Source organism: Leisingera aquimarina DSM 24565 (assembly GCF_000473165.1).
Lineage (GTDB): Bacteria > Pseudomonadota > Alphaproteobacteria > Rhodobacterales > Rhodobacteraceae > Leisingera > Leisingera aquimarina.
The window spans coordinates 902,422-924,488 of record NZ_KI421504.1 but is presented as its reverse complement, the minus strand read 5'-3'; the positions used below and the strand labels follow the sequence as shown (position 1 = coordinate 924,488).

Genomic DNA, 22,067 nt, shown 5'->3' with positions numbered 1-22,067 from the left:
TTAATCAACAGGACTCCCTTTGTAGCCGCCCTTGGCCGTTAGCGCCAATCAAGAATGCAACAACGCACCGTAGCGCTTGCACACAGCGGCGGCGCCGATAAGGTTCCCGCGCAGAAGGCAGGGAGATCGGCGCATGAACTGGCAGGATGAAATCAGGAACGCAGCAGAACGCGTTGGCCCCCATGTGCAGCGGACCCCGGTGATGAAAACGCAGGGCTTCGGCCTGGATTTCCCAGTGGAGCTGAAGTTGGAGCACATGCAGCACACCGGCAGCTTTAAGGCCCGCGGTGCCTTCAACACATTGCTGAGCCAGCCAGTGCCGCCGGCGGGACTGGTGGCGGCCTCGGGCGGCAACCACGGCGCCGCCGCGGCCTATGCCGCGCACCAGCTGGGCCACAAGGCCCGGATTTACGTGCCCGAGATGGCAGGCCCGGCCAAAATATCACTGATCGAACGAACCGGGGCTGATCTGCAGGTGGTGCCCGGCGCCTATGCCAACGCACTGGAACAGGCCCAGGCCTATGAGGCGGAGACCGGCGCCATGCAGGTCCACGCCTACGACGCCCCCGCCACGGTTGCCGGCCAGGGCACCTGCTTTGCCGAATGGCAGGCCCAAGGCCTTGAGGCGGATACCCTTCTGATCGCGGTGGGCGGCGGCGGGCTGATTGCCGGCGCGCTGGCCTGGCTCCAGGGAGCAAAGAAGATCGTGGCGGTGGAGCCCGAAACCGCTTGCGCGCTGAATGCGGCCTTGCAGGCCCGCCAGCCAGTGGATGTGGAAGTTTCCGGCGTGGCGGCCAACGCCCTTGGTGCCAAACGCATTGGCGCTATCTGTTTCGAGTTTGCCTCGGCACAAGACCTGGCATCGGTGACCGTGCCGGACAGCGCCATCACCAAGGCCCAGACCGCGCTGTGGCGCGAACGGCGGATCCTGGTCGAACCGGCAGGCGCCACCGCCCTGGCTGCGCTGATATGCGGCGCCTACTGCCCCGCCCCTGGCGAACGCGTGGCGGTGCTGATCTGCGGCGGCAACATTGCCCCGGACCCGCTGGGATAATCCTTGCGGGCTGACCGCGGCGCGGGTATCGCCGTGGCATGTCCGCAACCATTGCCGATACGATTTATCACGCCTTAAGTGAGCGCATCATCACCGGCAGCCTGCCTGCCGGCGAAAAACTGCGCCAGGACCATATCGCGCGCGAGTTTGACGCCAGCCACGTTCCGGTGCGCGAAGCGCTCCTGCGGCTGGAGGCGCATGGCCTCGCCCAATCCGAACCCCGCCGCGGCACACGGGTCAGCGCCCTGAATCCTGCTGAGATCCGCGAAGTGATCGAAATGCGGGTGGCGCTGGAGGTACTGGCCCTGACCCACGCCTTTGCCCGCCTGACGCCCGAGGATACCGCTGCCGCCGATGCCGCCCGCCTCGCCTGTGATGCAGCAGAAGACATGGCCGGCTGGGAACGCCTGAACCGGGCCTTTCACCGGGTGATCCTGGCCCCTTGCGCGATGCCGCGGCTCTTGGCCTCGATCGACGATTTGCATATCGCCGCTGCCCGCCATTTATTTGCCAACTGGCAGCACCAATGGACGCGCCGGGTAGACAGTGATCATGCTGCCATCGTGCAGGCGATGGAGCGCCGCGATCCCGCTGCGGCTTGCGAAATCCTACGCCGCCACCTGCGCCGGGTGCGCTGACTGCAGGCAAAACGCCGTGCAGGGCGGCAATTTGGACGCAATCCGGACATGACCTGCGGTCAGATTGCCGTTATGTAACCCCGAATCTAACGGATGCCGGAGGAACCCCCATGTCCAACGCCCAGCTGGAAGCAGCAATCGAAGCCGCCTGGGAGGCGCGCGACACCATCACTCCCGCCACCACCGGCGAGCAGCGTGAAGCCATCGAAGACACCCTGAACGCGCTGGACTCCGGTTCCTTGCGGGTGGCCGAAAAGCAGGACAGCGGCGACTGGCATGTGAACCAGTGGGCCAAAAAGGCGGTGCTCTTGGGCTTCCGCATCAAGGACATGGAAATCCACGAAGGCGGCCCGCAGGCTGGTGGCTGGTGGGACAAGGTCGACAGCAAATTCAACGGCTGGGGCGAGGAGCAGTGGAAATCCGCAGGCTTCCGCGCGGTGCCGAACTGCGTCGTCCGCAAATCCGCCTATATTGCGCCGGGCGCGGTGCTGATGCCCTCTTTCGTGAACCTCGGCGCCTATGTCGGCGAAGGCACCATGGTTGATACCTGGGCCACCGTCGGCTCCTGCGCCCAGATCGGCAAGAACGTGCACCTGTCGGGCGGCGTCGGCATCGGCGGCGTGCTGGAACCGATGCAGGCGGGCCCCACCATCATCGAGGACAACTGCTTCATCGGCGCCCGTTCGGAAGTGGTCGAAGGCTGCATCGTGCGCGAAGGCTCGGTTCTGGGCATGGGCGTGTTCATCGGCAAATCGACCAAGATCGTCGACCGCGAGACCGGTGAAGTCACCTATGGCGAAGTGCCGCCCTATTCAGTTGTGGTCGCAGGTTCGATGCCGTCGAAGAACAACATCAGCCTCTACTGCGCGGTCATCGTGAAGCGGGTTGATGAGAAGACCCGCTCCAAGACCGGCATCAATGAGCTGCTGCGCGACTGATCCGCACCGCAGTGCTAAATCTTGAAACGCGTCCCTAGCCGGGCGCGTTTTTCTTTTGCCTCCGGCAGCTGGGGCTTTGCCCCAGGCCCCAGGATATTTGAAGGCTGGACTCCCCGTTCTTCCGGCCCGGAAGCATCCCGGGGTGAGGCTACCCGGCCGGGGGGGCAGCGCCCCTTCTGCGCAAAACCCTTGCCGTGTAATAAGCACGCCGCTAAAGGTAATACATCTACACATAAGAGAGACGGATGCAGACAATATTCGCCCAGCGCGCCCGCCTGCCCCAAGGGTGGGCAGAGAACCTCCGGCTGACAGTTGAGGCCGGGCGGATCACGTCTCTGGAAACAGGTGCTCAGCCGCAAACCGAAGATGCGCGGGCAGATGTGCTGCTGCCGTCGCTCGGCAACCTGCACTCCCACAGCTTCCAGCGCGCGATGGCCGGGATGACCGAGTACCGAGCGGCCGGCAAGGACAGCTTCTGGACCTGGCGCGAGTTGATGTACCGGTTCGTGGACCGCATCACCCCGGAACAATATGAGGCTATCGCTGCGCTGGTTTTCATGGAGATGCTGGAAGCCGGTTATGCCTCGGTTGGCGAATTTCACTATGTCCATCACCAACTGGGCGGAGCCCGTTTTGCATCACTGACAGAACTCAGCGAGCGGGTCTTTGCAGCCGCCGGCCAGACCGGCATCGGTCTCACCCATCTGCCGGTGCTTTACAGCTACGGCGGCGCTGATAAGCAGGACCTGAATGGCGGCCAGCAGCGGTTTGGCAATTCGGTGGCGGAATTCTCTGAACTGGTCGCTCAGGCGCGCGAAAAAGTTGCGCGGGATCTGCCGCAGGACGCCTGCGTCGGCATTGCGCCGCATTCGCTGCGGGCCACCTGCCCCGAGGATCTGGCAGAGGTTCTGCAGATCTCAAACGGGCTGCCGGTGCATATCCACATCTCGGAACAGCCCAAGGAAGTGGCCGATATCAGCGATTGGCTTGGCGCGCGGCCTGTGGAATGGCTGCTGGCAAACGCGCCGGTCGACAGCAAATGGTGCCTGATCCACGCCACCCATATGACCAGCGCCGAGACCGTGGGCATGGCCCGTTCCGGCGCTGTTGCAGGCCTCTGCCCGATCACCGAGGCGAACCTGGGCGACGGGCCGTTCAATGGGGTGGAATACCTGGCGCATGAGGGTGTTTTCGGCGTCGGATCAGACTCTAACGTGCGGATTTCACTGACTGAAGAGCTGCGCACGCTGGAGTATTCCCAACGCCTGCGCGATCTGGCCCGCAATGTGCTGGTGCCTGGCGAAGGGTCGGTTGGCGAAACCCTTTACATGGGCGCGGCGAAAGGCGGGGCGCAGGCCTTGGGCCGCGATGCCGGGCGGATCGAAGAGGGCGCTCTGGCGGATCTGGTGGCGATTGACAGCAGCGTGCCGGCCTTGTGCGCGCTGAAGCCGGAGCAGATGCTGGACGGGCTGTGCTTTGCGGCAGGCGACGACACCGTGACCGACGTCTGGAGCGCCGGCCGTCATGTGGTGCAACAGGGCCGCCATATTGCCCGAGACCGAGTGATCGCAGGCTACAGAACGGCAATCAAGGACCTGCTGAACAGTCTCTAAACCGGCTGAAACCGCACTTGGATCACTGCGCCGCCTTCGGAGATCTCTCCGCTGGCGGCGTTTTCCATGATGATCCCTTCACCAGGAATAAGCCTGTCTCCACCGCTCAATTCCAAGCTGCCCGACACAACAAGGACCACCTGGCCGCCCGCAGCATTAGACACCCTTCCATCACTCAGAACCTTGGCCTCTGCCGACACAAGCTGGGGATTATAGATCACGTTGAAGGCCTTGCAAGCGCCGCTTCGCAGGCAACAGTCCAGCTCCAGGCAGCCGTCAAACGCCAGCGGTTCCATCAGGCGGGCCTCCAGGCGGGTTCCTGCGTTGGACAGAACATGCCCGGCGCCCGCCACGATGCAGTGGATACGGGCAAGGCCGGGAAAAGCAGAAAACGGGCCGTCCCGCGAGATCTCTGCCAAACTGAGGCGCCAGACCATCCGGCCGCCTTCTGCGTGCGACGCCAACTCACGGGTCACACCGCCGCCGTTCTTCCAGGGAACCGGTTGGGCAGTTTGGGCGGAGAAGCGCATTGGCATGTCCCTTTGGCGTTCCAATAGGCCTAGACATAAAGCCCGGATACAAATGACCGCAAGCCCTCCGCTTACTGCCCATCCAGTCTGCGCGTTATCTCTATTTGATTGACCACCCCCTGCACCGGGGCTATGGCGGCGGCATGGAAAAGAAGAAACCCTCCCGGCAGCAAGTCTATACCCTGCTTGTCCAGATCGGACGCAAGGCCGGGGACGGCCTGCCTGATGGCGCCACCGGCGCGGCGCTGATGATCTATGCCTCCGGGGTGGATGAGGCCGAGGCGGTGCGCGAAACCGTGGCGATCCTGAAACAAGCCGATACCGCGCCGCTGGATGTCACCGGTTACGGCACGCTGGAAGAGCGCGAGGCCGAAGGCCATGAGATCGGCGATGAGGAACGTGCGTTGATGCAGAGGGCGCTGGAGGAAAACGCCGTGATCGTCGCGCAGATGACCCCGTTCTTTGACGGTGAAGAGCCGGTTTTCCACTAAGGCCAGGCGTCAGTTCTGACTGCCAAACCATTTGCGGTAGAGGGCGTCATAGCTGCCGTCCTCCTGCATCGCCAGCAGCGCCTGGTTGACCTCTTCCACCAGCGGCGAGCCGGCCGGGAACACCAGCCCGTAATTCTCGCGCAGGAACGGCTGACCGATGGTGTGGCCGTATTGATAACCGCCTTGCTGTACATAGAAATTCAGCACCGGCGCATCAAAAACCAGCGCCGTCACCTCACCAGCTTCAAAGGCGCCCAGCATCTCATCCAGACCGTTAAAGGCGGAATAGTCGATTTCGCGTCGGTCAAGGAACCCCGCAGCGGTCGACCCGCCAATGGTTCCCACGGATCTGCCATACAGATCGTTCACCGAGTTCACCGAGCCGCTGATAGCCTCAACCGTCATCACCGCGGTGATCTTCGCGACAAAGACCGAGACGATGAACAGCGACGACACAACCAGCACCACACCGAACATCCGGCCCACCGGTGTGCGCGGCACCCGTTCTTCGAACCCGCCGTTCACAACCAAATTCAGCGCCCACCAGAAGGAGGGGAACCAGGCCTCGTTCAACGGACGGTCGAAATAGGGCTGGGCGCGGCGCTCGAAGGCCCACATCATCATGCCGCCGCCGAACAGCATCAGGAAGGCGATGCCGATAGCCGCAGCCAGGTCCCAGGATAGCAGCGCCCGCAGCAGCGACGGCTGGCGGATTTCATCGGCGTGCACCATGATCTGCAGGCCGCTTTCGAAGATCGGCTGGCTGAAGTCCATCACCACTTCGCGCGAGGCGGTGATCGAGATATTGGCGGCGGCCAGATCGGCCTCGCCGCTGCGGACGCCGTCCAGCATATCCGCAAAGCTGTTCGTACGATTGACGCGGTACTCCCAATCCAACCGCCCCGCCAGGATTTTCAGAAGTTCCAACGAGAAGCCCGTGTCGCGCCCCTCCTCCACCATCGAAAACGGCGGCCGGGTGACAGTATTGACTGTCAGCACCTGCGCAGACAGCAATTGCCCCCAGATCAGGAACAGGGCGGCGGTGGTCAGGCGAAGATACAGCACGGAAACGCTCGGGTCAGGCCTCTGGGATGGTTTCAACGTCCTTAGGCGGTTCCCCTTTTTCACGCAAGCGCCTTGGCAGCAGAGGCCGGCTTCGAAGCTGCGGATGTGTCAGGCGATCCTCCGCTCGGCCAGCACTGCGGCGTCAAAGGCCCGCAGCACCGGGAATTTCGGCTGCCGGTGCTCGGGCAAGGCTGCGGCGCCCAGCGGTGCCAAAAGGCTGGCAGCCAGACGCTGGGGGTCGCGCCGCAGGCGGCCCAGGAACAGGCTTTCTGTCATGGCGCCGGCGGCCAGCAGCGGCTCATGATCCGGCAGCACCGCCTGGCGGTAGGTGATCAGCGGTGTGCCTGACACCCCCGGCAGGGCGGTACCGGTCCCCAGCAGATTGCCGGCCGGAACTAGAACCGCAGGCTGGCCAAACAGATATTCCACCTCCGAGCCGGACAGCACCAGCCGCTGGAACGGTGCCGCGTGAATGTCCCGCTGCAGCCCGAAATAAGGCGCCCTGAGCCGCACCGGAGCAAAAGAGCCCAGCGCAGGCACCTTGCGTTCGACCACATGCAAGACCGGCACCGCCTCACCGCTGCTGCTCAGAACCAGATCGCCCCGCTGCAAACTGTTCAGCGCACGGTAGCCTTCAGGTGTGGCAATCGGGGTGGAAGGCAGCAGCGCCGGGGCCGGGCCCGCCGGCTCCATGCAGCTGGAAAGCGCCAGGTATTCTACTGCCGGCGCCACATAGCCCAGCGGTCCGATCAGCGCCTGCAGGTCCCGCAGCCGCCAGGGTTTGGGTCCAGCCAGGGCAGCAATCTGCATCTGGCTGCCGTCCGGCCGCTCCAGCGTCAGCCGCCCTGTGCGGGCAGGCGCGTCCCAGGCATAGATCAGCCGCAACCGGCCGGTACGCCCCAGGCTGGTTGGATTCAGCGTCTGGTGCAGCACGGCACCGTTTTGCTCCAACACAAAGCTTAAGCCGCCGCCCGGCACCGCCTGCAGCGCCAGCCGCAACGGCCAATCGCCGCCTTGGGAGTAAAGCAGCAGCGGCTCTGGCCTAGCGCTTTCCGGCAGGTGAAATTCCAGCATCATTGTGCCGCGCACCAGCAGGCAATCGCCGTCGGTTAGACCCGCCGTTAACAGCGTCTGCGGATCGCTCCAATTGTGGCCGCCACCAAAGACCGCAAACCAGCCCACCTGCGTCAGGCCGCCTGGATCGCGGCCAGCAGCCTCCCTTCATATGCTTTCAGCGCAGGCCGCGCTGCCGCGCTGTAACCCGCGCCGGTTTCAGGATCGAGCTCTGGGAACAAGGCGCAGATCTCCTCTGCCACCGGCCGTTCGAACAGGTTGACGATCTGCGGGCCGGGTAAAAAGCTTTCAGTGGCCAGACCTTCAGAATAGATCACCTGATGGCGGTCGAACATCAGATGCACATAGGTGACCTCCCCGCCTGGACAGCGCGCCACACTGCGCCCGTTGACCAGATCCTTGGCTGCCACCAGCACCTCTTCCTCGCCAAAGAACAGCTCAGCATGGGCCCCGCGCACCAGCACCCTGTGCTGCGGCGAGACCATCAGTTCGCCGTGCCGGTCGAAGGTATCAGCGGCAATGCGGATCGGCGCAAAATCACCTGCCGCCGCCACCGATCGTCCGCCAGTCCAGCACAGCACCTGCGCACCGTCGTCCCGAGTTTCCACCAGATCGCCAGGCATCAGATCCTCTACTGGCACCTCGCCATAAGGCGTCCGGATCCGGGTCCCTGCCACGAAACAAGGGATCGAACTGGCATTGACAAAGCCGGTATCGGTATTGACGCCATTGGTCACGCCATAGGTAAAATTGAAGTCCTCAACATCGCCATCACCGATCAACGTCAGCGTGCCATCCGCGTTCAGCTGCACCTCTTGCCCGGTGTTGAGCGTCACCACTGCCCCCGCCGTCACTGCGGTGCCGTTGATATGGGTGATCGTCAGAGTGCCGCCGGAATTGTTCACGTCATTAGCCAGCACGTCGATGGTCTTGCTGCTGTCAGGTGCCACAAAGACATTGTCGGTCATTGCCACCAGATCAGTCTGCACCGAGTCCGCGGCGATCAGAAGGTTACTGTCGTAGCGGCTGTCGCTCACATCCGCGATGCCGATGCGGATGTCGTTCACCTCACCGGGATTGACGCGCATCGTCAACGTCATGGTCAGGGTAAGCCCGTCCATCTCGGTGTTGAAATCGTCCCCTGCGTTATCGAGATAAAGGTTCTCGTTGATTGACGAACTGATGTTGCTGGGGTTGGCCTGGCCGTTTCCGACCTCCATCAGGACCTGCTCGCCGTTGATCCAGACTGCGACCACGTCCTGATAGACCGAATTCTGAAATTCCGGGAATTCCTCGGAAGAAAAGACGAATTGCATCGTCATCACATCCGAATCGGGGATGAAACTCACATCCAGGTAGGAGGCATCATAAGTATTGGTGCCAGCTGCGGCATTGAAATCCGCATTGTTGCTTTCGCCAGGCGTGTTGGTCGATGTCTGGGTGGATCGGTTGGGATCCCCGCCGGAGCGGGTGAAATGGCTGGCCCGCCCGGTCGACAGAATGACACCGGAATCGCCGGGTGTTGCGCCCGGCGCCAGGGAATCGCCGCCGGAATAGATCGCCGAAGACTGGCTCCACCCCGAATAGGACGCCCCAACAACCGTGGCGCCATCGCCAAAAATCGTCTGCGCCATCTGCGTTGCAGAGGCGTTCGTCTGATAGTTGAGTTCAGCGCCTGTTGCCATGATCTGCCCACCTCTTGCCTGTCAGAGGCCGGACAAACGAGAGCGACAGGCTTGCGCCTGCTGTCAATCACAGTGGCGCCGCGGCTGCGCGCAGCTTGCTCCTGCTTGGCCTTTGCGGCCCTTGTTGCTCGTTTGGTTGCCCTGCCTCGGGTCATTATTAACAAAGCCTTAACATAAAATTTTATGTGAGTCAGACTGGCACGGTCGCATCTGCAAAACCGCAGCTTTTGCGCCACATTCCCTGCCTCAGCGGCGAATTGCACCGCGCCCCGATCCGCGCTAGGCCTGGGCGCACCCGAAACTCTGGAGCCCGCCCATGCCGCAAACCGATCCCGCCCGCCTGACTGCCGACCTGATCCGCTGCCCGTCGGTGACACCCGAGGAAGGCGGCGCGCTGGTGCTGCTGGAGAAACTGCTGAGCGGCGCAGGTTTTGAGTGCACCCGAACAGACCGCGGCGAGGTCAGCAACCTGTTTGCCCGCTGGGGCGTCAAGGGTCATGCCAAGGCCTTTGGTTTCAACGGCCACACCGATGTCGTGCCGCTGGGGGATGAGGCCGCCTGGACCATGCCGCCCTTTGGCGCCGAAGAAAAAGACGGATTCATGTACGGCCGCGGCGCCACCGACATGAAATCGGGCGTGGCCGCCTTTGCCGCCGCTGCGATTGACTTTGTGAAGGACACGCCGCCGGACGGCGCCATCATCCTGACCATCACCGGCGACGAGGAAGGCGATGCGGTGGACGGCACCACTGCGCTGCTGGATTACATGGACCGCGAAGGCGAGCAGATGTCCGTCTGCCTGGTGGGCGAGCCCACCTGCCCCAATGAGATGGGCGAAATGATCAAGATCGGCCGCCGCGGCTCCCTTACCGCCTGGTTCACGGTGACCGGCGTGCAGGGCCATTCCGCCTATCCGCACCGCGCCAACAACCCGCTGAACGCGATGGCCCGGCTGATGGACCGGCTGGCGAGCCACGAGCTGGACCAGGGCACCGATCATTTTGACGCCTCCACCCTGGCGGTGGTCACCATCGACACCGGTAACCCGGCCACCAATGTGATCCCGGCGCAGGCAACCTCGGCCGTCAACATCCGCTTCAACGACTCGCACAGCGGCGCCAGCCTGACCGAATGGCTGCAGGGCGAGGCGGATAAGGTCGCAGCTGAGTTCGGCGTTGAAATCGCCATGAAGGTGAAAATCTCGGGCGAGAGCTTCATCACCCCGCCGGGTGCCTTGTCGGAACTGGTCTCGGCAGCGGTAGCGGCGGAAACCGGCAAGACACCCGAACTGTCGACCACCGGCGGCACCTCGGACGCGCGGTTTGTGAAGAACCACTGCCCTGTGGTGGAGTTCGGCCTGGTCGGCAAATCCATGCATCAGGTGGATGAACGGGTCGAGGTCGCGCAGATCCACCAGCTAAAGGCGATCTACACCCGCATCCTGCAGGAATATTTTGGATGAACCTGACCATCTCTGTCACAAATGATCTGCAAACCTGCTTTGCCCTGCGCCACCAGGTGTTTGTCGAGGAACAGGGCGTGCCGGTGGAAGAGGAACAGGACACGCTGGACGCCGATGCCACCCATCTGCTGGCCCTTCAGGACAGTATCCCCGTGGGAACCGCGCGGATTGTCTTCAAGGGGGATACTGCCAAGATCGGCCGGGTCTGTGTGCTGCCCTCCGCCCGCGGCACGGGCCTGGGCGCCAAGCTGATCGAGGCGGCGGTGCATAACGCGCGGGCTGAACCGGGCATTGCCAAAGCCAAACTCGGCGCGCAGCTCCATGCCATCGGGTTCTATGAAAGGCTCGGCTTCAACGCCTTTGGTCCGGTCTATGACGACGCCGGCATAGATCACCGGGACATGGTGCGTGATTTCACGTGAAACGCACCTTGATCATCATGGTCAAGGAACCGCGGCCGGGCCGGGTCAAGACCCGGCTGGGCCGGGACATCGGCGTCATCCCGGCCACTTGGTGGTTCCGGCATCAATCCGTCCGGCTGATCCGCCGCTTGCGCGATCTGCGCTGGCAGATCGTGCTGGCGGTGGCACCGGACAGGGCAGTGGTTTCCAAAGTTTGGCCCGCAGACCTGCCCCGGCTGCCGCAAGGTGGTGGAGATTTGGGGCAGCGGATGAAGAAGATCCTTCAATCCACCCCCGGTCCTGTGTGCCTGATCGGCGCCGATATTCCCGGCATCACCCGCGCCCATATCGCCCGCGCTTTCGCTGCGCTTGGTGATCACGACGCTGTCTTTGGCCCTGCCGATGACGGCGGCTATTGGCTGGCGGGCGCCAAACATCCCTCCCGCCTGCCCCATGACCTGTTCGGAAATGTCCGCTGGTCCAGCGAACATGCCCTTGCCGACACCCTGAAAACCCTGCCCGGACACCGTATCGCGCTGACCGATACCCTGTGCGACGTTGACACCGCCGCCGATCTGCCGCGGCGCTGATCCCACCGCGCGCTTTTCACCATGACGCCGCTGGCCCGCCGTGGTAGGGCGGAAGACATGAGCCGTATTCCCTCCAAGGCCGAAATCCTCGACTGGATCTCCGCCAACCCGACCCATACTTCCAAGCGCGACATTGCCAAGGCCTTTGGCATCAAGGGCGCCGACCGTATCGACCTCAAGCGGATCCTCAAGGAGCTGGAGGGTGAGGGCCACTTGCAAAAGCGCAAGAAGACCTACCGCGACCCGGACCAGATGCCGCCGGTGACGGTGCTGCAGGTAAAGGCGCCGGACGCGGATGGCGACCTGTATGGCCACCCGCTGGAGTGGCATGGCGAGGGGATCGAACCGGTCATTCTGATCCTGCCCAAAGCCTCAGATCCGGCCCTGGGTGAAGGCGACAAGATTCTGGTCAAGCTGCAGCTGGTTCCGGATCAGGACCACAATTACGAGGCTCGGCTGATCCGCCGCATCGGCACCAACCCGAAACGGGTCCTCGGCATCTTCCGTGCAGGCTCCGAAGGCGGGCGGATTATACCCATCGACAAGGCCGCGTCCAGCGAATGGATGGTAGCACCGGACGCCATCAACGGCGCCAAGGACGGCGAGCTGGTCGAGGCGGAGCAGGCCGGCCCCAAGGGCCGCATGGGCCTGCCGCGCGCGCGGATCGTGGAACGGCTGGGCGACCCGACGGCACCAAAGGCAGTGTCGCTGATCGCTATTCACCAGCACGGCATCCCTGACCATTTTCCCGATCCGGTCATGGCCGAGGCGGATGCCGCCAAACCGATGGGCCTCAAGGGCCGCGAAGACCTGCGCGAGCTGCCGCTGGTCACCATCGACCCGGCGGATGCGCGCGACCATGACGACGCCTGCTATGCCCATGCCGACGACGACCCGAAGAACCCCGGCGGCCATGTGATCTGGGTGGCAATTGCCGATGTGGCAGCCTATGTGCGCCCCGGTTCTGCGCTGGACCGCGAGGCAAAGAAGCGCGGCAACTCCAGCTATTTCCCCGACCGTGTGGTACCGATGCTGCCGGACCGGCTGTCGGGCGATCTGTGTTCATTGCATGAAGGGGTACCGCGTGCCTGTATCGCTGCGCGGATGCAAGTGGATGCCGAGGGCAACAAGATCGGCCACCGGTTTGTGCGCGGACTGATGCGCTCCGCCGCCTCGCTGCATTACGCCGAGGTGCAGGAGGCCATGAACGGCATTCCGAACGAAAAGACCACTCCTTTTGTGGAAGATGTGATCAAACCGCTTTTTGCCGCATATCAGGCTCTAAAAAGAGCGCGTGCGGTGCGGGAGCCCCTGGACTTGGACCTGCCGGAGCGCAAAATCATCCTGGATGACGCTGGTCAGGTCAGCTCGGTTGCATTCCGCGACCGTCTGGATGCCCACAAGCTGATTGAGGAGTTCATGATCCTCGCCAATGTCGCCGCGGCGGAAACGCTGATCAATAAGCGCTCGCCGCTGCTGTTCCGGGTGCATGAGGAACCGGCGCAGGAAAAGCTGGAAGCATTGCGTGAAACTGCCCGTGCGGCGGGGTTGAATCTGGCCAAGGGCCAAGTGTTGCAGACCCGGCACTTGAACGCGCTGCTGAACCACGCGGCTGGGACCGATGAGGCGGAACTGATCAACATCTCCACCCTGCGGTCGATGCAGCAGGCCTATTACAACCCGGAGAACTTTGGTCATTTCGGCCTGGCACTCAAGAACTACGCACATTTCACCTCGCCCATCCGGCGCTATGCGGACCTGATCGTGCACCGCTCGCTGGTCTCCTCGCATGGCTGGGGAGATGACGGGCTGGACGAGGCCCAGATCGAACGGATGGAAGAAACCGCCACCCATATCTCTGACACTGAACGGCGCTCGATGATTGCCGAGCGGGATACGACGGACCGTTATTTGGCATCCTATCTCAGCGAACGGGTGGGCAATGAATTCGAAGGGCGGATCAGCGGTATTGCCCGGTTCGGAGCCTTTGTGAAACTGGATGAGACCGGCGCGGACGGGCTGGTCCCGGTGCGCTCGATCGGGCGCGAGTTCTTTCATTTCGACGCCCAAGCGGGGACGCTGATGGGGGCCGATACCGGCATGACCCTGGCTATCGGCCAGCGGGTGACCGTGCGGCTTGTTCAGGCAGCGCCGGTGACCGGCGGGCTGGAGCTGGAATTGCTGGCGATTGAAAACCTGGAACTGCCCAAGGGCGGTGGATCCCGCAAAGGCGGGCGGCGCAGCCCGGCAGGCCGCACCGTCAAGCGCAAGGCAGCAAAGTCCAAGCACAAAGGCGCCAAAGTAAAACGCAAAGTTGAGCGTAAGCGGCGGGAGTAACTGGCTGTCCCCGTGGGGACAGCCAGTTACTTTGTCAGACCGGAGTCTCCAGCGGCGGACGGATGCGGTATGTCAAAGCGCGCTTGATCAGCCAGCCATGGCGAATGGGTTCGACCTCGGCGGGTTCGTCGAACAGCACCGCGCGGGTGCCGTCGAACCGGTCCCATGCCGGGAAAGCGCTGGCAAACTCCGGGATCAGCCGGCTTTGGCAATGCACAAACAACGCAAAACGCGCGCCCTTGGGCACCCCCAGCCGAATGGTAGATCCAGTCTTGCACTCCCGCGTGAGATAGGAGGGCTGGCCCCAGCGCAGGGCCTCCTCGACCCGGCCGGCCTCCGGTGTTTCGGCGGCGGTGTCAAAAATCAGCTGCCGGAGCCGCAGCAGCCCCTTCCGCGCCAAGGGATCTGAGACCGCAAAGGCAGCCTTGATCTCTGGTGTTGCAAAGGCAGGTTTCATAGCAAGCACTAAATCGCTCTGCGATAGGGGCTCTGCGTGGCCGGTGTTGGACTGAACCGGGATGTGTTTCGCGGTTTTCGATGTCGGGTGTGTGCTGTTGGCCGAGGTGATTTTGCCTCGGTTGACAGAGGGTTTTGCCATGACCAAGCAGCCTCCTGCACCGGCGGCATCCCTTCGGGCGCGCATGATCGCGGATATGCCGGCACGCAATCTCGGACCGGCATCGCCGACCAGCCGCCTGCGGGCCTGCAAGCGGTTTGCCTCCTGGCTCGGGCGATCTCTGGAGACAGTCTCACCGGATGACGTGAAGCACTTCCAGCAGCATCTGATCGAGAGCGGGACGAGTATCTGCACCCGCAGCCAAACCATGACCGGGGTGAAGTTTCTGTTCCGGGTCACCCTGCGGCGGCATGATCTGGCAGCCGAGGTTTTCCGCCTGAAGGAACCGGTGAAAGTGCCGCTTGTGCTGAGCCGCAACGAGGTCAGGCGCATCCTCGCCATGGCCCCCGGCCTGAAGGCGCGCGTAATGCTGTCGCTCGCCTATGGCTGCGGCATGCGCGCGGGCGAGGCCGTCCGGCTGAAGGTCGGCGACAGCGTGCCGGAGGCGCGTCTTCGACACGGCGGGGAACAGAAGATCATCCGCATTGTGCAGGCCAAGGGCCGCAAGGACCGCAACATGATGCTGCCCGGGGACATTCTGGGTTTGTTGCGCGAGTGGTGGACCGAACGCCCCGCGAGCCAGAACACGGGCGTGCCCGGACCCGAGCGGGTTCTCTTCCCCGGCTATCGCGGCAAACACCTCTCGGCCCGCCAGATTTCGCGGCTGTTCAAGCAGGCGGCCGGGGGCCGCAGGGATTACCAAGCCGGTGACGCTGCACACGTTGCGCCATTCCTTTGCGACGCATCTGCTGGACGATTTGAGGCCGGCCAAGCACAAGAAGGGCAAGAAATGCGCGTCATAGCGCGCCTTGCCCCCATCACATTTGGACGTCGCGGATATCTTCCGCATGCATGGTGCTGCCTGGCGGGCGGCCAATGCGGGCCATATCAGCCTCGATCAGTTGAAGGTGATGAGCGCCATCGAGCGCTGCCGCACGGTGGCGCTCGGCGGTCATGCCGCGCGATGTGAAGACTGCGGGCATAAACACATCGCCTACAATTCGTGCCGGAACAGGCACTGTCCCAAATGCCAGGCGGGTGCGGCCAAGGCCTGGCTGGCGGCGCGCGAGGCCGAGCTGCTGCCCGTGCGGTATTTCCACCTGGTCTTCGCGCTGCCGAAGCCAATCGCCGGCATCGCCCGGCAGAGTGAGCCAATGGAACGCCAATGGTCCGAGAGACATTGGCGAACGCGGGAGATCTGCAATCTGCTGATGCGATCAAGCGCGGACACGGTGATCCGGATCGCCGCCGGCCCCAAGCACCTTGGCGCCCGGGCCGGCCTCACATCCGTCCTGCACACATCGTGCCGGAAGCGCGTCTTCGACACGACGGGCTCGGCGATGACGCACCACCCGCATGTCCACATGATCGTGCCCCCCCCTCTCGGCAGATTGCTGCGCAATCGCCTGCCAGGCAGTGGGACGGCGGCCTGTCTGCGGATGGCACCGGTTGGATCGCCTGCCGCGGGAACTTCTTCCTCTCCGTCCGGGTGCTGTCACGCCTCTACCGCCGCTTCATCCTCGGCGGGCTTGCGGATCGCGCGGCCTTCGACGCTTTCCTGCAACCGCTGCGCAGGATCGATTGGGTTGTGTATGCCAAGGAACCCTTCGCCGGACCCAGGGCCGTGCTGGCATACCTGTCGCGCTACACCCACCGTGCCGCGATCTCCAACAGCCGCCTGATCCGCATGGACGGCCGGGGCCTCACTTTCCGCGTCAAGGATTACCGCGTCCACGGCCCCGGGCGGCAAACCAGCATGACCCTGAAGGCCGGCGAGTTCATCCGCCGGTTCCTGATCCATGTCCTGCCCAAGGGGCGGCATCGCATCCGCCACTACGGCTTCTTCGGGAATGGCAACCGTGCCGCCAATACCGCCAGGATCCGGGAACGGCTCGGGGCCGGGCAGTCAGATCCGGGTCTCGCGCGCGACGGCACGGCCGGTGAGGCCGAGGCACCCGCCCGCGTCCTCGCGCTGCCATGCCCCTGCTGCGGCGGGCGGTTGATCATCGCCGAAACCATGGCGCCAGAACGGCGCCCCAGGGCGCCGCCAGGAACAGCGAGGGCTGCCGCATGACACGCGCGCCAAAGACCGGAAGTCCAATTGCCGCTGCTCGCGATACCGCTTGCGGCCAATCCGGCATGCCTGCAGCCCGGATAGGAGAGGTGCGAAGGTTGCCGAGCCCCGCGAGAGGCGGCGCATGCCCCTCAAAGCTCACAAAATCCGTGCCGAAGCTGCCTGCAACGAGCGCAGTTGGCCCAACCTGCAGAACAAGAACCAAGGCAATCAACCGCTTCAAACCCCCATGGAGCCAGCTGGCCTGCCCAATTCCAGCACTGCGATTTCCCGCTTGCGCGCTTCTCCGACGCCAGGCAAGGCCGCGCATCACTCAAACGTCGCGCGTGGCGCCCGAGAAACCTGCAGCAACGGCACCGTCTCAAACACACGATCAACATAGGGCTGCAGTACCGTATCGTCGAGGATGCGGCTGACCAACACGGTGCGGACAGGTGTTGTCCCCATCGCCTGCAACATAGAGGCCACACTGAAATCGGCACTGGAGATCTGGGCGCCAAAAAGGAAATCCTGCCCTTTCAGCAAATCGGCGAGGGCCCGCAGATCCTGGTCCAGACGCTGGTTCCTTTCAGTCTCATTGAAACGCGCGGTGCCTTGAAACATCAGGCCGTGGTGCACCGAGCGGCGGATTGCGCCAGTCACCGGGCGGCGGATCAGCGCAGGGATTTCATGAAAGTAACTGTCACGGATCGTGGGCCAGACCGCATCATTGTCCCAGCGGTCGCGCACCACGTGGAAATAGAGCGTGTCTTCTGCCATGCGGATCAGCATCTGCGCCTGGGCCCGGTCCCGTGTGCCAAGGGCGGTATCAAAGTCAGCCCCCTGCTGCTCCAGCCAGGCGCGGATTGCATTGCTGTCCGGGACCAGCCCGGCTGGCGTGCGCAGCACCGGCAGCTTGCGATGCGGCATCTTGCGGGGATCGTTCAGGTCTTCACGGATCCAGCTTTGGCCGGAGAAGGCCAGCAGCAAGGCTGCCTTGACGCAAAACGGGCTGAGGCTGAAAACGGTGCCATTGCGGGGGTAGGTCAAAAGGGTCAGCATTCCGGGCTCCTGTCATCTCGGGTTGCTGGCATCCTAGATCCGCATGGTGACAAAAACTGTCATCAGGCGTAGAGAGAATAGGCCATGTCCAGAACCCACCGCCTCTTTCAGCTGATGCAGGCCCTGCGCCTGGGACCCGGTCCGCATACCGCGGCAAGGCTGGGCGAGGAATTGGGAGTATCTGCACGCAGCATTCACCGTGATATTGCCACGCTGCGCGAAATGGGGGCGGTGATCGACGGCGAAGCGGGTTATGGGTTTACCCTGATCGAGGACAATGCGCTGCCGCCGATGGGATTCCGCGACACCGAGCTGGAGGCGCTGGTCCTCGGGCTGCGCGAAGTTGAACAGATCGGCGATCCCGAGCTGGCCACCGCGGCCTCGGAAGCATTGCGCAAACTGCAAGCCCGGCTGCCGCCGCGGCAGGCCCACCGGCTGCGCCACGCGGTGCTGGCACCCTACCGGTTCGACCGGCCCATCGCGCCCGCGATTTCGGCGCAGGAATTGCGGCAAGCAACTTGGGACGAAGTGGAAGTCCGCTTTGGCTACACCGATGGGCATGGTGCGGTGACCGAGCGGCAGGTGAAGCCGCTGAGCGTGGTCTACTTCGACCGCTCGACCGTGCTGATTGCCTGGTGCTGCCTGCGCGAGGCGATACGCGTGTTCCGGCTGGACCGGATGCAGGCTCTGTTGGTCACAGGGCAAAGCTTCCGCCCGCACCGGGTGCCGATGCTGCGGGACGCGCTGGAGCAGTTCCGCCAGGAACACCGGCAGGCGGCCCGCCGCACATGAAATGACTGACCTCTTTACCCAGGCGGCGCCGCCGCTAGACTGGTGATGAGCAGTGAAAATGAGGTGCATCATGCGCAAATGGGTTGCAGCGTCCCTGGTGGCAGGCGGCGCCATGGCGGCAGAGGCCGCACCGGACAGTTCCCTGAGGCCCGCCCAGCGGCCAGGGCTTCTTGAACAAGAGGTGCAGGGTGAAGCTATTCAATTGGCCGCAGCCACAGCCATGAGACCCGCAGCTCGGCCTGCGGCCGCCGTCCAAGAGCCTGGGCCTGCCGCTGCTGATCTGAATTTCCAAGGCTGGATCAAAGCGTTCCGCAACCGTGCCATAGCGCAGGGCGTCAGCGCACCGGTGCTGGAAAGCGCCTTTGCCGGGGTCAGTTATGATTCTGAGGTGATCCGCCGGGACCGCAACCAATCGGAATTCACCAAGACGATCTGGGACTATCTGGACAGTGCCGCCTCTGAGCTGCGGGTGAAGAACGGCAAGGCGGCGCTGCAGGCACAGCGCGCCCGGCTGGATCAAATCGAAGCAACCTTTGGCGTCGAGAAAGAGATCGTGGTGGCGGTCTGGGGGCTGGAAAGCAGCTATGGCACTTTCCGCGGCAAGATGGATGTGATCCGTTCTTTGGCAACACTGGCCTTTGACGGGCGCCGCGGTGCGTTTTTCGAGGGGCAGCTGGTGGCCGCGCTGAAAATCCTTCAAGCCGGCGATGTTGCCGCCCGCAAGATGACCGGCAGCTGGGCTGGTGCGATGGGACACACCCAGTTCATCCCGACTTCCTATCTGGATTATGCAGTGGATTTCACCGGCGACGGCAAGCGCGATATCTGGTCGGACAATCCGGCTGATGCGCTGGCGTCGACCGCGGCTTACCTCAAGAAATTCGGCTGGGTGAAGGGGCAGCCTTGGGGCGTGGAAGTGTCCCTGCCCGAAGGGTTTGACTACACTCTGGCAGACCGGGAGATCGAAAAGCCGGCGTCAGACTGGGCTGCTCTAGGCATCAAGGGCCTGGACGGGCGCCCGGTTGCCGATCACGGCCCTTCTTCAATCCTGTTGCCCGCGGGCAGTGCCGGAGCGGCCTTTATGATTTTTGGGAATTTCGCCGTCCTGGAACGCTACAACACCGCAGATGCCTATGTGATCGGTGTCGGTCATCTGGCTGACCGGATCAAGGGCGGCGCGCCGATCCAGGGCAGCTGGCCGCGCAGCGACCGGGCGCTGACCCTGTCCGAGCGGGAAGAGATGCAGCAACGGCTTACCCATGCGGGTTTTGACACTGAGGGCATTGATGGCAAGATCGGCCCAAAGACCATCGGCGCCGTGCGCGACTATCAGGTCGCCAAAGGTTTGACGCCGGACGGCTATGCATCCCTGCATCTGTTGCAAAAACTTCGGTGACCAAACCTTGAAGGGAGCCTCTTGATCTTACGGCCCTTTCTCCCGCGGTGCTTCCAGAAAGAAGAAGAAAAAAAGGCCCCGGATCGGGGCCCTTTTTGTATTTTTTTCGTGTCCTGATCAGCTGGGCGACATGCCCCGCAAACGCTCGGAGCGGCGGCGCAGCATTTCCACCGTTGCCAGCAGCATAATGGAGATCGCCACCAGCAGAGTTGCCACAGCCAGGATGGTCGGCGAGATCTGCTCACGCAAGCCGATGAACATCTGCCAGGGCAGCGTTTTCTGCCCCGCCGAGCCGACAAAGAGCACAACAACCACTTCGTCGAAGGAAGTGATGAAGGCGAACAGGCCGCCCGAAATCACCCCTGGCAGGATCAACGGCATTTGCACCCTGAAGAAGGTGGTTACCGGATCCGCACCCATATTGGCAGCGGCGCGGGTCAGGGAACGGTCAAAGCCGACCAGGGTTGCGGTCACCGTGATGATCACAAACGGGATGCCCAGTGCCGCATGGGCGAGCACCACACCAACGTAGGTCCCCTGCAGGCCAATACGGCTGTAGAAGAAGTACATGCCCGCCGCGGAGATGATCAGCGGCACGATCATGGGCGAGATCAGGATCGCCATGATCGCCCGGCGGAACGGCACATGCGGCTGGCTGAGGCCGATGGCGGCGAGCGTGCCGAAGGTCACCGAAACAATGGTCGCCATCGGCGCGATCTTCAGCGAATTCCACATCGCAGACTGCCAGGAGTCGTTGCTGAAGAAGTCGCGGTAGTGCTTCAGCGAATAGCCTTCGGGATCCAGCCGCAGCATCTCCGGCGTGAAGGTGAAGAAGTCCTGCGCATTAAAGCTGAGCGGGATGATCACCACGATCGGCGCGATCAGGAAAAAGAACACCAATCCGCAGATGACCCGGAAGGAATAGTACCAGGCACGCTGGCCGGTGGTTGCATAAGGAGGAAGTGCGCTCATGTCCGTTACCCCAGCTTCACGTTATCGATGCCGACGATCTTGTCGTAGACCCAGTAGAGGGCCAGAACGACCGCCAGAAGGATTGCGCCCAGTGCCGCGCCCAAACCCCAGTTGCCCGAAGTCGAGATGTGGTAGGCGATCAGGTTCGAAATAAAGGTGCCTTTGGTGCCGCCGACCAGGGCCGGAGTGATGTAGTAGCCAACAGCCAGGATGAACACGAGGATCGATCCGGCGCCGATGCCCGGCACGGTCTGTGGGAAGTAGACGCGCCAGAACGCAGTCCAGTCGGTTGCCCCGAGGGATTTGGCGGCGCGCAAGTAAGACGGGTTGATGGTCTGCATCACCGAATACATCGGCAGGATCATAAACGGCAGCAGGATGTGGGTCATCGCAATAATGGTGCCCAGCTCATTGTTGATAAGAACCAATCGGTTGGCATCATCCACCAGACCGATCCAGACCAGCGTATCGTTGATAACACCCTGCTGTTGCAGCAGGATTTTCCAGGCAGAGGTCCGCACCAGGAGCGATGTCCAGAACGGCAGCAAGACCAGAATCATCAGCAAGTTTGCCTGGCGTGTGGGGAGGTTCGCCAGGATCCAGGCAACCGGATAACCCAACATGATGCAGCTGAAGGTGATGATCAGGGACATCCGCATGGTCCGGATCAGCATAGTGTTGTAGATGCGCTCATTCTCGGGACGAACCTCAGGGCCTTCAGCCCCCAATCGCATATCGACCGCATTCAGGAAATAGCCGGATGTGAAAGTGCCGGAGTAGGTCTTGATCGTCCGCCAAAGCTCGACATCACCCCAGCCGTCGTTAAGTTCGATAAGTTTTTCGCGGAAGGGGCCGTCGTTTGCGATATCCCAGTTCTTGACCTTGCGGCCGGACTTCCGGAACACAGACGAGAGACCCGGATTTTCATAGTTCAGACGCTTGGCAACCTTGGTGTGGGTCTTAACGTTTGCCGCCTCTTTAAGGTCGGCGGCCAGAGCGGCAAAAGCTGCCTCCTCCGGCAGTTGGCCCGATGCAGGGTCCCAGTCTGCCAGAACTTCAACCGTGCGGGGCAGTGTATCCTGGACGATCCGGTTCTCGACCGAACGGAACAGCATGTCCGCAACCGGGAGGATGAAAGTCACAAGGATGAACAGCAAGAGCGGCGCGATCAGCAGCAGTGCGCGCAGCTTCTGCATGCGCAGTGCACGCGCCAGGCTGCGCTTCAGCGGCCTGCCGTCGGCCGCCAGCACCGGGCCGGATTGGGTAATATCACTCATTGGGTTCCCCGTCGGGTCTTT

General features: G+C 62.9%; 18 protein-coding genes and 3 pseudogenes. 13 read left to right on the top strand and 8 right to left on the bottom strand.

Going from position 1 to position 22,067, the window contains the following annotated elements; translation table 11 throughout:
- Window positions 1–133 precede the first annotated feature (133 nt).
- From AQUI_RS0108475 to AQUI_RS0108460, 4 genes are all read left to right on the top strand, one after another.
- A complete protein-coding gene (locus AQUI_RS0108475; protein WP_027257134.1) occupies window positions 134–1,054 on the top strand; it encodes a threonine/serine dehydratase in 921 nt (306 codons plus the stop codon).
- 38 nt (window positions 1,055–1,092) lie between these two features.
- A complete protein-coding gene (locus tag AQUI_RS0108470) occupies window positions 1,093–1,692 on the top strand; it encodes a GntR family transcriptional regulator (protein WP_027257133.1) in 600 nt (199 codons plus the stop codon).
- A gap of 110 nt (window positions 1,693–1,802) precedes the next feature.
- Entirely contained in the window at window positions 1,803–2,630 is an 828-nt protein-coding gene (gene dapD / locus AQUI_RS0108465) for a 2,3,4,5-tetrahydropyridine-2,6-dicarboxylate N-succinyltransferase (protein ID WP_027257132.1), read from the top strand.
- Between the two features lie 245 nt (window positions 2,631–2,875).
- Window positions 2,876–4,243 carry a formimidoylglutamate deiminase gene (locus AQUI_RS0108460; protein ID WP_027257131.1) on the top strand — a complete coding sequence of 456 codons (1,368 nt, stop codon included), beginning with the start codon at window positions 2,876–2,878 and terminating at the stop codon, window positions 4,241–4,243.
- On the opposite strand, the gene AQUI_RS0108455 is transcribed toward AQUI_RS0108460, so the two are convergent.
- Window positions 4,240–4,773, bottom strand: coding sequence for a HutD/Ves family protein (locus AQUI_RS0108455; RefSeq protein WP_027257130.1), 534 nt, complete (start codon window positions 4,771–4,773; stop codon window positions 4,240–4,242). The two genes, AQUI_RS0108460 and AQUI_RS0108455, sit on opposite strands and share 4 nt — an antisense overlap.
- A 143-nt stretch (window positions 4,774–4,916) precedes the next feature.
- Here AQUI_RS0108455 and AQUI_RS0108450 point away from each other — a divergent pair, with 143 nt between their 5' ends.
- Entirely contained in the window at window positions 4,917–5,264 is a 348-nt protein-coding gene (locus tag AQUI_RS0108450) for a hypothetical protein (protein WP_051372000.1), read from the top strand.
- 9 nt (window positions 5,265–5,273) lie between these two features.
- Here AQUI_RS0108450 and AQUI_RS0108445 read toward each other — a convergent pair whose 3' ends face one another.
- The 3 genes from AQUI_RS0108445 to AQUI_RS0108435 all read right to left on the bottom strand — a co-directional run bounded on the left by AQUI_RS0108445 (window position 5,274) and on the right by AQUI_RS0108435 (window position 9,088).
- Window positions 5,274–6,329 carry a transporter substrate-binding domain-containing protein gene (locus tag AQUI_RS0108445; RefSeq protein WP_051371853.1) on the bottom strand — a complete coding sequence of 352 codons (1,056 nt, stop codon included), beginning with the start codon at window positions 6,327–6,329 and terminating at the stop codon, window positions 5,274–5,276.
- A 108-nt stretch (window positions 6,330–6,437) separates the two neighbouring features.
- Window positions 6,438–7,511, bottom strand: coding sequence for a Hint domain-containing protein (locus tag AQUI_RS0108440; RefSeq protein WP_245596893.1), 1,074 nt, complete (start codon window positions 7,509–7,511; stop codon window positions 6,438–6,440).
- Window positions 7,512–7,516: 5 nt separating this feature from the next.
- A complete protein-coding gene (locus AQUI_RS0108435) occupies window positions 7,517–9,088 on the bottom strand; it encodes a Hint domain-containing protein (protein ID WP_027257126.1) in 1,572 nt (523 codons plus the stop codon).
- A gap of 316 nt (window positions 9,089–9,404) precedes the next feature.
- Between AQUI_RS0108435 and dapE the strand changes: the two genes are divergently transcribed.
- Genes dapE through rnr form a run of 4 tightly spaced genes read left to right on the top strand, consistent with a single transcriptional unit; the run spans window position 9,405 to window position 13,878 of the window.
- Window positions 9,405–10,550 carry a succinyl-diaminopimelate desuccinylase gene (gene dapE, locus AQUI_RS0108430; RefSeq protein ID WP_027257125.1) on the top strand — a complete coding sequence of 382 codons (1,146 nt, stop codon included), beginning with the start codon at window positions 9,405–9,407 and terminating at the stop codon, window positions 10,548–10,550.
- Entirely contained in the window at window positions 10,547–10,972 is a 426-nt protein-coding gene (locus AQUI_RS0108425; RefSeq protein WP_027257124.1) for a GNAT family N-acetyltransferase, read from the top strand. The genes dapE and AQUI_RS0108425 overlap by 4 nt, the downstream gene beginning before the upstream one ends.
- Complete coding sequence (locus AQUI_RS0108420; RefSeq protein ID WP_027257123.1) at window positions 10,969–11,541, top strand: TIGR04282 family arsenosugar biosynthesis glycosyltransferase; 573 nt, start codon at window positions 10,969–10,971, stop codon at window positions 11,539–11,541. The genes AQUI_RS0108425 and AQUI_RS0108420 overlap by 4 nt, the downstream gene beginning before the upstream one ends.
- A gap of 57 nt (window positions 11,542–11,598) precedes the next feature.
- On the top strand, window positions 11,599–13,878 hold the full coding sequence (gene rnr, locus AQUI_RS0108415; protein ID WP_027257122.1) for a ribonuclease R: 2,280 nt from the start codon (window positions 11,599–11,601) through the stop codon (window positions 13,876–13,878).
- 34 nt (window positions 13,879–13,912) lie between these two features.
- On the opposite strand, the gene AQUI_RS0108410 is transcribed toward rnr, so the two are convergent.
- Window positions 13,913–14,335, bottom strand: a complete 423-nt coding sequence (locus AQUI_RS0108410; protein WP_027257121.1) for a DUF1801 domain-containing protein — start codon at window positions 14,333–14,335, stop codon at window positions 13,913–13,915.
- A gap of 61 nt (window positions 14,336–14,396) precedes the next feature.
- Between AQUI_RS0108410 and AQUI_RS29840 the strand changes: the two are divergent.
- Together AQUI_RS29840 and AQUI_RS27500 are read left to right on the top strand one after the other, a co-directional pair.
- A pseudogene (locus AQUI_RS29840) lies at window positions 14,397–15,116 on the top strand (tyrosine-type recombinase/integrase); the annotation flags it as partial.
- Between the two features lie 187 nt (window positions 15,117–15,303).
- Window positions 15,304–16,568 (top strand): annotated as a pseudogene (locus tag AQUI_RS27500) (IS91 family transposase).
- A gap of 309 nt (window positions 16,569–16,877) precedes the next feature.
- Here the strand turns inward: AQUI_RS27500 and AQUI_RS27495 are convergent.
- Window positions 16,878–17,609, bottom strand: coding sequence for a glutathione S-transferase family protein (locus tag AQUI_RS27495; RefSeq protein WP_051371852.1), 732 nt, complete (start codon window positions 17,607–17,609; stop codon window positions 16,878–16,880).
- Window positions 17,610–17,693: 84 nt separating this feature from the next.
- On the opposite strand from AQUI_RS27495, the gene AQUI_RS0108390 reads away from it, so the two are divergent.
- Together AQUI_RS0108390 and AQUI_RS0108385 are read left to right on the top strand one after the other, a co-directional pair.
- Window positions 17,694–18,401, top strand: coding sequence for a helix-turn-helix transcriptional regulator (locus tag AQUI_RS0108390; RefSeq protein ID WP_027257120.1), 708 nt, complete (start codon window positions 17,694–17,696; stop codon window positions 18,399–18,401).
- Between the two features lie 70 nt (window positions 18,402–18,471).
- Window positions 18,472–19,797 (top strand): lytic murein transglycosylase, encoded by a 1,326-nt coding sequence (locus tag AQUI_RS0108385; RefSeq protein ID WP_027257119.1) that lies wholly within the window; start codon window positions 18,472–18,474, stop codon window positions 19,795–19,797.
- A gap of 117 nt (window positions 19,798–19,914) precedes the next feature.
- Here the strand turns inward: AQUI_RS0108385 and AQUI_RS0108380 are convergent.
- Window positions 19,915–20,760: pseudogene (locus AQUI_RS0108380) on the bottom strand (ABC transporter permease); the annotation flags it as partial.
- Between the two features lie 14 nt (window positions 20,761–20,774).
- On the bottom strand, window positions 20,775–22,046 hold the full coding sequence (locus AQUI_RS0108375; RefSeq protein WP_027257117.1) for an ABC transporter permease: 1,272 nt from the start codon (window positions 22,044–22,046) through the stop codon (window positions 20,775–20,777).
- Window positions 22,047–22,067: the final 21 nt, after the last annotated feature.